General features: G+C 37.3%; 9 protein-coding genes. 3 read left to right on the top strand and 6 right to left on the bottom strand.

What is annotated here, in order from left to right:
- Window positions 1–674: 674 nt before the first annotated feature.
- Entirely contained in the window at window positions 675–1,184 is a 510-nt protein-coding gene (locus NEOC65_RS09895; protein ID WP_166157342.1) for a CDP-alcohol phosphatidyltransferase family protein, read from the bottom strand.
- A 594-nt stretch (window positions 1,185–1,778) separates the two neighbouring features.
- Here NEOC65_RS09895 and NEOC65_RS09890 point away from each other — a divergent pair.
- Window positions 1,779–2,432 carry a glycosyltransferase family 25 protein gene (locus NEOC65_RS09890; protein ID WP_166157339.1) on the top strand — a complete coding sequence of 218 codons (654 nt, stop codon included), beginning with the start codon at window positions 1,779–1,781 and terminating at the stop codon, window positions 2,430–2,432.
- A 295-nt stretch (window positions 2,433–2,727) separates the two neighbouring features.
- Here NEOC65_RS09890 and NEOC65_RS09885 read toward each other — a convergent pair whose 3' ends face one another.
- From NEOC65_RS09885 to tsp, 4 genes are all read right to left on the bottom strand, one after another.
- Window positions 2,728–3,090 (bottom strand): hypothetical protein, encoded by a 363-nt coding sequence (locus NEOC65_RS09885; protein ID WP_166157336.1) that lies wholly within the window; start codon window positions 3,088–3,090, stop codon window positions 2,728–2,730.
- A 341-nt stretch (window positions 3,091–3,431) separates the two neighbouring features.
- On the bottom strand, window positions 3,432–4,526 hold the full coding sequence (locus tag NEOC65_RS09880) for a mechanosensitive ion channel family protein (RefSeq protein WP_166157332.1): 1,095 nt from the start codon (window positions 4,524–4,526) through the stop codon (window positions 3,432–3,434).
- Window positions 4,527–4,563: 37 nt separating this feature from the next.
- On the bottom strand, window positions 4,564–6,090 hold the full coding sequence (gene gltX / locus NEOC65_RS09875) for a glutamate--tRNA ligase (protein ID WP_502710341.1): 1,527 nt from the start codon (window positions 6,088–6,090) through the stop codon (window positions 4,564–4,566).
- A 208-nt stretch (window positions 6,091–6,298) separates the two neighbouring features.
- Entirely contained in the window at window positions 6,299–8,248 is a 1,950-nt protein-coding gene (gene tsp, locus NEOC65_RS09870; RefSeq protein WP_166157327.1) for a tail-specific protease Tsp, read from the bottom strand.
- 353 nt (window positions 8,249–8,601) lie between these two features.
- On the opposite strand from tsp, the gene NEOC65_RS09865 reads away from it, so the two are divergent.
- The gene (locus NEOC65_RS09865) at window positions 8,602–9,030 is read left to right on the top strand and encodes a helix-turn-helix domain-containing protein (protein ID WP_042242021.1); all 429 of its coding nucleotides are present in this window, start codon (window positions 8,602–8,604) and stop codon (window positions 9,028–9,030) included.
- A 632-nt stretch (window positions 9,031–9,662) separates the two neighbouring features.
- Here the strand turns inward: NEOC65_RS09865 and NEOC65_RS09860 are convergent.
- Window positions 9,663–12,638, bottom strand: a complete 2,976-nt coding sequence (locus tag NEOC65_RS09860; RefSeq protein ID WP_213155387.1) for an insulinase family protein — start codon at window positions 12,636–12,638, stop codon at window positions 9,663–9,665.
- A 277-nt stretch (window positions 12,639–12,915) separates the two neighbouring features.
- On the opposite strand from NEOC65_RS09860, the gene NEOC65_RS09855 reads away from it, so the two are divergent.
- Window positions 12,916–13,767 (top strand): CDP-alcohol phosphatidyltransferase family protein, encoded by an 852-nt coding sequence (locus tag NEOC65_RS09855; RefSeq protein ID WP_166157321.1) that lies wholly within the window; start codon window positions 12,916–12,918, stop codon window positions 13,765–13,767.
- The last annotated feature ends 132 nt before the right edge of the window (window positions 13,768–13,899 follow it).

Genomic DNA, 13,899 nt, shown 5'->3' with positions numbered 1-13,899 from the left:
TTCTACAAACAGCTTATCAAACTCTTCTTCCAGCTGCTTCCATTCAATCAATTTGGATAGCTGGATAAGAGGATGATCTAGATTGAGTTCATCGCTAAATCGAGATTTAAAAAGACGGCTTTGTTTGTTATCTAGCTTGATTGGTTTCATAGTCAAATTTGCAAGAAATTAAGAGCTTTATAATGATTTAGGCGTAAACAAATTATAGCGATTTGGGAGAAAAAACGCTCTCAAAATATGCTTAAGCATGAAATATCCTTTAAATCATGTCAAACTAAATAGAGAGGCATTTTTAAAAGGTTAGGTATGCAAACATAGTTTTTTCAAAGCGTATAAATCCAATTCTCCCTTAGAGGAGTTAAGTTATGAGTTTTAAAATTTTTTTTTATAATGTGTGCACGGATGAGGATATAACGAGGGTTTTAAAGCGCCCTCTTATATAAAAGCTTAGGAAAAAATCTGGCCACCTATAAAGAGGTTGTAGCTAATGTTTTAAGGCCAGCAATTTTTAAGCAAAGGTATTCTTCTTTAAGTTAGGAAAGATTTTTCTTTAACCGTCCGTAGCAAGAGAAAATTAAAAGTTACCAATTATTTTCTAAATCACAAAATCATTTATAGGTTTTAGCCTCTGATTACTTAACCGTTATTATTCCATGGCGTCCATAAGGCCAATTTTATCCGATTGTCTCTTTCTCTCTAGGGATGGTTAGTTCCACTAAAGATAGAAGCCCTAGTAAAATAAAAGTAATAAAAAATGGATCAGGAATTTTAGCTTGTAAGGTCAGCCCTACCAAAACAATAAACTGTAAAAAAGTAGTAACTTTGCCACACCAAATGGCTCGAAATTGATAGTGACCTAAACGCTTATCAAGCAGAAGATGTATTCCAAAAATTAATACGGCAATATCGCGACAAATCAAAGCGATAGCTTGCCAAAGCATTAATCGACCTTCGCCGATAAGAACACTGGCCACAAAAATTACAAAAAATTTATCGGTGGAGGGATCAAGTAAAGTGCCAAATTTGGTAGTGATTTTTTGGCGCCTTGCTAGATATCCATCAAGGCCATCACTAAGCATGGCTAGTAAGATCGCTATCACTCTCCAAAAAATATTTTCCTGTAAAAATAAAAAAGCTAAGGGTATACGACAAAAAGAGATTAAGTTAGGTAAAGATAATAGCATGCGTTGAACACTTTAAATTTCCCACTATTTTAGCCTATCTACTCCTTTTTGTATCAATAAAATCGCTTAAAAGATAGTTAAAAACAACCATTAGGCTTTTCTTAAGATCTTTTTGTAGATGGAGGAAGTAGATAATAGCTGAATTTTATAGAATAGGCTTGTCTGATGTTTTTAATAGTAAAGTGCTTAAGACTCCTCATAAAACTTTTCTATCAATTTAAAATTAATATTTTTATAAAGGTTTTTTAAGATGCAAGAAAGAGTAACCCCTGTTTTTTAGTCATGCCTGAGCTCTTAAAAAAATTATTGCCTCTTATCTAAAAAAGTGTGGCTCTTTTTTTTTAAAGCTGTAAGCTGGCTAAAAAATTATTGCCTGCCCTTTTTATCTTAAGGCGTGTATTTTGGAAACGCTAGAGGCTTTTTAAGGACTAAACTATTTTAACATTTTATCCTGGAAAAAATGCTTTAAACCAAAAATAATTAATAAATTGATCTTAGGATAGATCGCTAAAGAATATAAGCTTGCTTGGCATTATCTCTCTAAAGGCAATCTGCCTTAATAGCGTAGCCTTTAACTTTTAAAAATAAAAATTTATGCAGCTTTCTCCTATAGCCGTTATCAATCTGAAAAGCCATCCTGAACGGTGGATAGCTTGGGTTAAAGAGGCAGAGCGGATGGGCATCACTGATTATTCTCGTTGGGAAGCAATCGATGATTCTACGCTAACGCTTACCTCAGAAGTTCAGCAGCTGTTTATAAACAATGATTTTAATGGGCATCCCGGGGCCATAGGATGCGCTCTTTCGCATATACATCTTTGGCTTTATATGATTGAAAACAAAATACCCGAGTTAATGATTTTAGAGGATAACGCTCGCTTCAATAGCTCTTTTGAAATTCCAGAATTGCCTTTAGGATGGGACTTGTTTTATTATAATGGTCCTTCCGTTAAGGACATTTGTCCTTCAGGTGTTTCCCTTAACAATAAAATCATGATTCCTCAATGTTCAGAAGATTTACACTTTACCACCCTCAGCTATAGGCTAAGCTATAGTGGAGCTTGTAAACTGATGGGAAGGTTAAGAAAGATAGGTTTTAATAAGACCGTGGATGGATTCATGAGAGATACATTTGATCGTCTAAATGTTTTTTGTTATAAAAAATCAAGAGTCTATCCTGCCCATGAGTTAGAGTCAGATGTTAATCCAATATTCAAAAGTTTTTTTATAAGCCAGATAGATAAATAAAACAGGCAGCCTTTTTTCATGGGCTTATCTAAACAGGACTGGATTTCTTAAGTGTAATAGTGCAAGCTTTGAAGCTGAAAACTTAAAGATAAACAGCTGAATAAATTAAAAACTTATATGAATAAAGTGCTCATGCCACTTCGACTTAAAGAAAAGGGGAGTTAAAGATAGAGGCCTAGTAATATACCCGCATAGAGTAAGCGGAGCTTTATGAGAGGAAAGCGAGGGATTAATTTTCCCCGCTTTTCCTTGATAGAAGTAAAAAAGAATTTTATTCTTTAACTTAATCCTTGGATTATACCATCCCAGCAAAAACAACAAAAAAGCTAGCTAAGCTAGCTGAGGCCATAGCAATCAAAAATGAAGATTTGCAGGCAAAATCATTAGTTTTCTTGGCGGTATGCTTGAGCGAATTGTAACCTTGCTTAAGGAAATCCGCAAAAGTTTTGAAGGGGTTTGCCCATCCCTGCTGATCTGGCAAGGTTGGCAAGGGGATTTCCTGCTCATTTTCATTAAGAACAGCTCCTTCGTTTTCAAAGCCTTCTGTTTTGATGGCGGATGGATAGGCTTGCTGGCCATTTGCTTGGGAAACCTTTAGCAAGTCCAATGCCTCCTTCTCTTGATATTCTTGCTCTATCTCTTCCTGCAACTTCACCATGAAATTTTTTAAGAAAACTAAAGAGGCGGTTTAATTTTAAAATAGCCTATTTAGCGTGATTAGTTTTTTATAAATCGCACAATGTGCCATTTTACTACTTTTTAATGAACTCCAGCTATTGACTGGTCAGCTTAAGCTCTCTAGGATAGGCGACCTGAAAGCCTTGAAGGGCTGTTGAATAGCCTCTCTTTTATCGTTATAGCAAGGCTAAATTAAAATCAATTTGTGGATGGGGATAAAATATTGAGGCCTTATTAGTTAGCCCGCCAGGTTTTATTCATGGAAATATTTTTTAAAAGCTAGCCGGGGGACTACTCTCCCCCTTTTGAAAGGCAAGAACTTCATACTTCTGTATAAAGCTGACGTGAGGTTGGGAAGGCAATTTCTGCACCATGCTTATTTAAAATATTATAGATAGAAAATAGGATTTCTTGCTTTGCTTGAATGTAGCTTCTATGATCGATATCTAATAAATAAGCGGAAATATGAATATTAACAGCGTAGCTGCCAAAGCTCTCTAAATTAACCGTCGGGCCTAACCTTCTATCGACGTGGAAATGGTCAACAAGCATTGTTGTTATATCACTGATGATATGCCGAGCGACAGGCATATCACTGTAGCGAATTCCAATGGTTTCATCAAATTTGCGATGGCTCATTCTAGCTGGGTTCATCACGACCACTTTGGAAAACATAGAATTTGGAATATAGATAGGGCGCTTTTCAAAGGTACGTACACGTGTCATATACCACCCAATTTCTTCTACATTTCCTTCCACCTTGCGCTCAGGCAGGTTAATCCAGTCTCCCACCGTAAAAGGTTGGGTAACGTAAACCATTAAACCGCCAAAAAAGTTAGCGATCATTTCTTGGGAAGCAAAAGCAATTGCAAGACCGCCAACCCCTCCAAAGGCAATTAACGTGTTAATATTCTGGCCTGTTATCTCTAATACCGAGAGAGCAGCAAGAAATAAAATGATAATAGTCCACATTTTATTAATGACATCAATTTTTCCCGAATCGATAGGCTGATCATGCTTGAGGCTTTGCAAATGCATATTGAAAATAATGGCTTTTTTCCAGCGCATAAGAAACCAGGCGATGGCTGAAACAAGGCCAATAGAAAGAACTTTAGGCAGGTTGGAAAAAATGGTACCCTCAAACACACGGTGACTGATTAAATCAATAAGCTGAAAAAAGGCATAAAACCATATATAAGCACTTAAGGGGCGATAAAAAGATTGAACAAAGCTATCTTTCCAAATTTGATTAGTTCTTTCAAAATAGAGGTGTAGCTTCTCTAAGCCGCGTCTGGCAAAGAAATTAATAATTAAAACGAGCAATACAATTCCTATTGCTTCCAGGATCCATTTATAAGTCCCATCCATGGTAAACGATAAAATAGAATGAAAGATGTTCACAAGTTCTAATAGCATAGTTTCCCTCATTGGCTAATAGCTGATCGAGTTCTCTTTAACTAATTTCCGGCAATTCAATAAGATGCCTAGCATCTTTTTGCTGCCAAGCTTTTTTTAATGTATCCATTTTCTTATTAGAAATACCACCTAGGAATTCAATAGATTCTAAAAGTCTAGCACGGGTGCGATCTTTTCCCAATATAGCGACAGAATCAAATAAAGGAGGACCTTGTAGCTTTCCCATTAAGCTAGCAAATAAAAGAGGCATAATGGTTTTCTTATGGTTTACCCCGAATAGCTCTGCCATACTCCTTGAAGCCTGGTTTATTCCCGTACTTCCCCAATTTTCATTTTCGTCCATGTACCATATTATCCCCTGTAAAATCAGAGGAGCTTGATGATAAGTGATTCCTTTAGCAGTAAAAATCTCTACGGTGTATTTGAGATGATTAATAAAGAAAAAATCACATAATTCCATAAATTCGCCGAAAGTCTTAATACGTGAATGGCATAAAGGCATTAATTTTTGCATATATTCATCACTAAAATTCCATTGACGTAATCTTTCCCATAGCTTGTTCTCGGGGATATTCTTTATAAGATACTGTTGGTTGATCCAGGCCAGCTTTTGCACATCAAATATGGCTCCCGATACCCCAATGCGCTTATAATCAAATTCTTGAATAATTTCGTCTAAAGCATAAATTTCTTTATCACCAGGCATGCTATAGCCCATTAATGTCATGAAGTTAACAAAGGCTTCTGCTAGATAACCAGAATCCCGGTAATAAAAGATGGAGGTTGGATTCCTACGCTTAGATAACTTTTTTCCATCTCTTCCTAACAATAAGGGCATATGCATAAAAGTAGGTGGTGCCCAGCCAAAAGCTTCATACAGATAAATATGCTTAGGCGTTGAGCTCATCCATTCATCACCGCGGATTACGTGGGTGATTTTCATAAGATAATCATCTACCACGTTTGCTAAATGATAAGTAGGAAATCCATCAGATTTAAGAAGAACTTGATCATCGATATCGGCCCACGGACAAGTGATACGGCCTTTAATATGATCTTCATACACACATTCTCCCGTTAAAGGCATTTTGAGACGGATAACATAGGGAAGTTTTTGAATTTCACGCTGATGAATTTCTTCCGCACTTAAATTGCGGCACCGGCGATCGTAACCTTGTCGGCTCCCCAGCTTTGTTGCTAATTCACGCATTTCTTCTAGATCTGCTGGCGTACAAAAGCATTTATAAGCTCGCCCCTTGTCGATAAGCTCATAGGCATATTTTTTATAGATTTCGAAACGCTCGGATTGGCGGTAAGGACCATAAGGGCCTCCTATATCAGGACCTTCATCCCACTGGATGTTACACCACTGCAAGGCTGTATAAATGTTTTGCTCATATTCAGGACGGCTACGTGAGCGATCAGTATCTTCAATACGTAAAATAAATTTTCCTTGATGATGGCGGGCATAGATGAGGTTAAAAAGTGCCATGTAGGCGGTTCCAACATGGGGATCGCCTGTAGGAGAAGGAGCTATGCGTACACGAACAGTCATTTCTAAAATCCTTATTAAGTTAATCTATGATCGAAAGACTATTTTCCTTGATTGGCCCATAGAATTCAAGGGAAACTAGATGATCGAAATAGAGGAAGATGAGGGATGCACCTCTTAGAAGTGCCCATTAAGTAAAGATGTGCTAAATTTAATATAAACTCCGCACTCTAAGCTGAAGCTATAGTAAATATTTGGTGATTTTAAATGGTTTAAAGGATTATTGCATGAGAAGAATTACATCTTTCATTACATTATAAGCCTCTGTTAGCTGTAAGTCATTTTGACCAAACTCTGCCGGCTCCTCTTCATCAGCAATTTCTTTCTTTTTTAATTCCTTCAAAAAATTTTGATAATTAGGATTTTTTTCGATGCGATACTTAGCATTTTTGCGGAGTTGCTCCATAAAAGGTTGATAGGTATTTAGGCGAGGCTGTAGGTCATAACTGTAAAACATACGAAGCTGTTCTCTTTGAAAAAAAGGAACATCAGAAAGATCATCATTAAAGTTAGATTTTATTTGATCGTTCTCCAAAGGGTATTTGGCATACTGTTCTCCTAATTCCATTTCCGCTAAAGGTCCAGGGATTACAATATCTGAGGTGACTCCGGTCAATTGGGGCGTACGCCCGGAGACTGTGTAGTAGCGGCCTCGTGTAACTTTGTACTCGCCTTGGGGATTGACTGCATGGTTTTGAATAGTAGTGTTAAGAGTAAAGGTTTGAAAAGAACCTTTTCCGAAAGTATGATCATCTCCTACGATCATAGCGCGCCCATAATCTTGCAAAGTCCCGGCCACAATTTCAGAGGCAGAAGCGCTTGCTCGGTTGGTTAGGACCACTAAAGGGCCTTCCCAAACGCTACGTCCTTCTAATGCGCGTAAATGCTGGATTTTACCTGTATCGTCTTTGATAGAAACTACAATTCCTTTGGTAATAAAAAGGCCAGTAACCTCAACTGCTTGGGAAAGCAAACCACCTGAATTAAAGCGCAAATCAAGAATCACTCCTTTGACATGCTGCTCCCTTTTAATTTTTTTAAGTGCCTCAGCTAAATCACTTGCTGATGAGCTTTCCGGATCTTGATAAAAAGAGTAGAGCTTTAGATAAGCGATGACTCCATCCCCAAATGGCTCATAGGAAGATTCATAACGCGTGTCTTTTAGAACCACTTCTCCACGGTTAAGCGTTACATCTAGTTTTTCTTCTTTTATCTTATCTTCATTTTCAGGTGCTTCTCGAATCACTGTTAAAGTTACGGGGCTGTTTTCTTCTCCACGAATGAGCTCTACGGCATCCGCGATGTCTAGGCCCACCACAGATTCACCATTTACAGCGATGATGCGATCTTTAATTTTAAGCATTTTGTTTTCTGCCGCGGGACCTCCTTCAATAATTTTAATAATGCTAAAACCATTTAGATCATCTCTTAGTTGGGCTCCAATCCCAAAAAGACGCTGTTGTACATGAATCATGAACTGGGCTGCCTCATCGGGTGTAAAATAGGCAGTATGGCTATCTAAGGCAGAAGCAGTCGCTTTAAGAATATTGGCTAGTAAGAATTGCTCGTGTTTTAAAGTGTTTGTGTCTAGAATATCTTCTTCGTATTTTGCTTGACGTTTCTGGATGCGTTTAAGGGTTTTATCTTTTTGAGCAGGAGTTAATTTTTCCGAAGCCTCTATTTGCAAAGCTTTTATTCTTTCTAACCTAGCTAAAAGCTCTTTTTCTGTATGTGTCCATTTCATCTCTTTAAATTCATCTGTGCGTACCTGCTTAGGAAGGTTGCTTATATCAATTTTTTCTTCCAATGCCTGACGACGCTTAATGGCTTGAATCATGATCTGGTGAATTTGTTCAAATTGGCTAAAACTATTGCGATGATAATCTTGCAGAATCTGATCGAGTAAATGGCTAGAAGGATGTAACCATTGAGCAATATCAGATTCAATGAAATAACTTTTATTAGGATCAAGTATTTCGAGGTAGTTGTTTAAAGTTCTTTCAATGAGAACAGGTGTAAGCTCTTTATGAGAAGCATGCGTTTTCATAATTTCATTCAGCTTGGCTGATAGTATAGCAGGAGTTAAATTCGGTAATTTGCCTTCTGCTACTGAGAGGAAAGAGGTTAACAAATATAATAACAAAAATATGGCCTTTTTAACCCCAGACATCCTTTTCTCCTGATAAAAATCTAAAAATCCATTATAAAGGCTCGGCTTCTTTATTTCTATTTGTTTTTAACGCCTTGAACCTTAGCTGCCATGAGGTAAATAGCTAATAAAAAAAATTTAAATTCTATGTAAAGAAAAGCTTGATTTCAATTCTTTTTTATGCAATACTTTTGCCTTAAGTTAACGAATTTTAAGGCCTTTTTAGAAAACATTAAAATATAAGTCTCTGAAAATGTGAGCCAAGCCTCTTAAATTATTTAAGAGGTAGGCGCAGATGATCGCAAGACTAAAGAAAAATATCATAAATATATTTATCACAAATTATTAAACAGAAAATTTTGGAGATTAAAACCATGACCAAACCTAAGGATAATCAGAAGTTTGAAAATAAGTTGGTTTCAATTACCGAAGCCGCCAAACTTAACAAAGTAACGCGCCAAGCTATCTATGTGGCCATTAAATTAAATAAATTGAAAGCTAGCAAAGAAACTACCCGTTGGACAATCCATTTAGATGATCTGGAAGCTTATCGCAAGCAAAAGTATTCTCGTTCTAAATCTACTTTTAATGGTGAGTTGTTGTTTGATAATAATAAAGGATACTATTCGGTTAATCAGGTAGCTAAGATGCTGAGTGTCCCAGCGCAAAAGATCTATTATGCCACCCGTGTAGGTATGTTAAAAGCTCAACGTAAAGGTGCGGCATGGGTTATTCATGCACAAGACATGAAACAGTATGCCGAATCAGCTCTTAAAAAGAAAAATATCCGAAAAGCTGTTTAATTTTGCATCTTTTCAAAGGTATGCTCTAAAAAGTCTAGGTTATTCTCTACCTAGGCTTTTTATTATATGCTTTAAAAAGCTTAGTCTACATATTCAACTCTTTAAAAGGAGCCTTTCTACTTAACGATCAGGGTCTTCACAAAGTATCGGGCTGCATAAGAAGTAGCTAAAAAACCTATTATCTTCGATAAAAAGTCTTAAATTTTAAGCATGCTTTATACCCATCAATCTTTCGACTAAATTATCCTATGCTTTAGGATAAGCCGCTTCTTGTGTGATAAGCCGGGAATTTATAGTTTTCCTATGGCCGCACCTCTTAAATTAAAACCCTAATTTTTTTAAAGCCTCTGATTTAAATAGCTGCTCAAAATCTTTCCTCTATCTAATAAAATAAAAAAAGAAATAAATTTAAAATTCAAGCGATCAGTTTAAAGCTTAAAAAGCTGATTCTCTTTTTCTTCAGTTTTCTACTTGTTCCCCTATAAAATTTTGGTCATTTTAACTTAAGCTTGCAATAAGCGGGCAGAAAGCGTTCTTCACTTACTAGCTAGAGCTCATCTTATTTAATAGGCTTTTATCCTCGATTCATTAAGCGCCCGAGGCTGAATAGAGAATGCTAGAACAAGAAAACCTTAAATCGTCTCAATTTGCAAGAGAGAATGATGATGCTCAGCTAATAAAGCATTTTCTTTTTCCAGAAGCTCTTTTCCTGCAAAAGCAATCGTTGCTCCCTTTTGCCAGTTAGGAGCAATAAAAGTTCTTACCGCCTCTATGATCTCTTGTTTTGTTAATGTTAAAAGTTTAGCACGGAAGGCTTGCCGAACAGCTGCAGTTTTTCCTTCTCTTAGCCAGCTATATGCCAAATCAGCACGGCTGCCAGGGGAGATAGGGGCGTCCATTGCTTGAATCATTTCTAATTGAGCCTCTACTATGTCCTCTTCATCAAATTGTCCTTGAAGAATATGATTAATTGAGGCTTCAAAAGCATTCAATGTGCTAAAAATATTAGGATCTCGATATGAATAAAAATAGAAATTACCAGCCATTGCATTGCTGACAGCTCCTCCCCCATAGGCTCCTCCTTGTTCACGAATGCTTGCATGTAAAGTTAAATTATCAAATAAAAAGGCCGCAATGCTTAGAGCAGGCGCATGCTCATGAATATAAGGAACTGTGTTGAAAACTTTGCTAATGAAAGCCACAGGCGCAGAAATCGTGCGTCCCTGAGAAGCGATGGGAGAGAGGATGAAGTCTCCTTTCCAAGCTTCATAAGAATGAAGTGGCATATCTAGAAGACCATAAAAATTCTGGGCTTTAATCTCCGCATAAATTTTAGCATCGCAAGAAAGCACTAAGTGGGGTTGGTCAGTGGCTAAAAGCTTGTCTTTCATTTCTATAAGCTTTGCAATTAAGATTTCTTTATGGAGTTCAAAATTCAAGGCTAGCTCTTTGATTTTCCAAAAGTATTCTAGCCCATACCAGTGATTAGAAATATGAGAGGGTATACTAAGTCCTGCCGCAGAAAGATTAGTAGCATAGCGAAGAGAATTTTGGTTGATAGAGCTTTCTAAGGTTGTATAATGTTTTTGCAGAATTTCTTTCAAACGGGGGAGATCTTTAAAATCGGTAGAGCTAGCCATCTCCTGAAGAAGCTGAAAAAGCTGGGGTATTTTACGATAAAGAGCTTTCCCTTTTAGCGATAAGGTAGGTGATATTTTATTAAAGTCGTGGGCTTGAATGTTAAGAGATAGAAAACCATTTATTCCTCCTATATGAGCCTGGATGAATTCAAGATTTTCCATGTAATTTCTTCCACCACATCCCATTTGAGGCAGCAAAAGGGCAAAGAGGCGTGCGTAAAATAAATCCGCCTCTTCAATATTGGGTAAATTAAAAATTAGATCTGCATAGATGATGCGGTTTGTAAAGCAAGAATGAGTGAATACTTGGAAATTGCCTATCCTTTCTTGGTTTAATAAATAATCTTTACCATGTACAGGAATATCTTCTAAAGAAAGCTTGGGCAAAATATCTAAACATGCTTCCTCTTGGTCTTTTTGGAAAGCGGAAAGTTCTTTTGCTTGTTGCAATAGATGTTCTATCTCTTTAGCTGATAAAGATTGATGAATTTTATTTAGAACGGCTCTTTCTTGGTCCAGCTCTTGAGCTTCAAGCTCTTTGCTAGGCTCTAATATAAGGCGAACATAATGAGGGTTATCAATAAAATATTTGCGAATTAAGTTAGTTAAATAATGAGGGTTATCGATAAGATGCTGCCTTAGTCTGTCGAAAAGTGTATGAATCATAAGCCCTTCTTCTGGCTTAGCGCCGTGCTGTTTTAAAAGGGCTGCACGCATAAAAAGGGAGAGTCCGAAAGGAGATTGATCACCTGTGATTTCGCTACGGAAAAATTCTAACTGATGCATGGCATTTTCTATCGAATTTAAAGAAATTCCTTCCCTCGTAATTTCTATTAAAGTGTTTTTAATAAGGTTTTCTATTGTGCCTGCGCATTCAGGTTGGCAGCCTTTAAGAATGATTATAAAGGGTGCTTCGTGAACGTCTGTGTCTATATAGGCACTAGCCGTCTTGCATAAACCAGACTTTAGCAAGGCCATTTTTAAAGGAGACGCGTCCGTATCCATCAAAATAATTTCTACAATACTAAGCGCTAACAGTTCATGCTGCTCTAAAATGTGGCAAGTCAGCCATCCTAGCGCAAGCATCGTTTTATTTTCGGTGGGTTCATGGGAGGCAAGGGGATAAAATTCATGTACATAGTGGGGAGTAGAAAAACGAGGTTGGAAAGGAATGGGAGGTAAGGGAGAAGCTTTATTAGCCAATCTCAAAGTATGCTGAGTAATAAAATCTAAATGTTCCACAAGCGGTAAATTGCCGTAGAAGAAAAATAGGCAGCGACTGGGGTGATAATATTTTTGATGAAACTCTACCAGCTCATTATAACTCAAAGAGGGGATAATTTTTGGATCGCCACCTGAATTATATCCATAAATGGTATTAGGATACAGGGCTTGATTTAAAGCTTCACCTAGGCGAGACATCGGTGAGGCCATTGCTCCTTTCATTTCATTAAATACTATTCCTTTATATTCTAAAGGAGAGTGGGGATCTGTAGGATTGCTAAATTCAAGGCGGTGCCCTTCTTGTAGAAAGCTAAAGTATTTAAGGTTAGGTTTAAATACTGCATCGAGATAGACTTCTAAAAGATTATAAAAATCTTTAGGAACTTGAGAAGCAGCGGGATAACATGTAAAGTCCTGACCTGTAAGGGCATTCATATAGGTGTTGAGGCTCCTACGAGTCATCGCAAAGAAGGGATCTTTGACTGGAAACTTTTCTGACCCACATAAAACAGTATGTTCTAAAATATGAGCCACCCCATTAGAGGAATTGGGAAGCGTTTGAAAAGATAGACAAAAAAGGTTTTCAGGATCTTCATTTCCCAAATGCATGATTTGGGCGCCGGTAGGCGTGTGTACTAGCTCAGTTAAAAAACATTGAAGTTCGGGAATTTCTAGAGCTTTTGTAACTGTAAAATCAAGATATGTGTCCGCGACATGTTTAAGAGAAGGAGTTTTTTTTGCCATAGAGGGGCCTATAAATTTAAAGGTTAATAACCTTCTTGAGAGCCTATTTTATTTAAAGAGATGTTAAAAATGACCTAGGTATACCAGATTTCCACTTATAGCGCCAAGAGGCAAATTGCTTAGTAAAGTGTAATAGGTAAAAATTTATTTTTATGTAAATGCAAGAGAAAGAATGATGAATAGGTAGACCTTTGTCTATGTATTGCGGATAAACTTTTCGTGCTGTACTTGTAGTCTTTTTTTTTGTACTATGACTTTCCTATTATTGGGTTCATCTATGAAAAAAGTTTATCTGTTGCCTAATGTAATTACAGCCTTTGGCTTAACATGCGGTCTTTTTGTAATATTTAAGATTAGCATGATAACTCGTGGTGAAGTCTCTGTGCAAGCCTTGACGGAAGCGGCGGCTATCCTTCTCTTAGCAGCTTTTGCTGACTTATTAGATGGGGCTGTTGCTCGCGCGATGAAAGCGCAAAGCGAATTTGGAGGGTTGTTTGATTCGTTGGCTGATGCCATTACTTTCGGAGTCTGTCCTTCAGTTATCATTCTTAAAAGCTTAGCGTTATCTCCTGGCACCGAGCTCTCCTTTTTCCTTACCACCGGAGCCATGATTTATACAGTATGCGGAGTTTTGCGTCTCGTGCGCTTCAGTGTTCACAACCGCCCAAGCCCTGCTCTTAATGTTGGCTTTACTTTAGAAGAGAAACCAAAGAACTTTACAGGCCTGCCCATTCCCGCAGCGGCAGCAGCGGCAGTCTCAGGAAACCTCTTTTTAATATCCGAAGAATTCCATCATTTCATTTCCATAGAGGAAATAACCCGTGCATGGATTCTATTTTTTATGATGATTACTATCGGCTATTTTATGGTTAGCCGATGGAAATTTCCAAGTTTAAAAAATTTGCATATGCGTGTAGCTACTTTTCAAGTGGTGTTTTTTACTGTGGTGGCAGCTGTTTTCATTATTTATGGACTTTTGACCCATTTTTCTTTAGTTTTCTTTGCTTTATCTTGGATCTATTTGATCGTAGCCTGGGTATTATCGCTAGCAAGAATTATTGCAGGCAAAAAAGCTAAAGCTCTAGAGGATTACGAGCCGGAACCCGAAGAAGAGGAGGATGAAATCTAGTTTAATAAATTTTAGGTATAACTCGCTAAATTTACTCACCTTACGCAGGCATAGAACTCCTTTGTAAATTTTGCAGTTCTTGATAGGCCATCTGATTGGCTTTAAGGATTAACTTATATTTTAAAGCAAAGT

It is taken from the genome of Neochlamydia sp. AcF65 (assembly GCF_018342435.1).
Taxonomy (GTDB): domain Bacteria; phylum Chlamydiota; class Chlamydiia; order Chlamydiales; family Parachlamydiaceae; genus Neochlamydia.
Note: the sequence above shows the minus strand (reverse complement) of the source record. Positions and strands in the feature narration are given on the sequence as shown.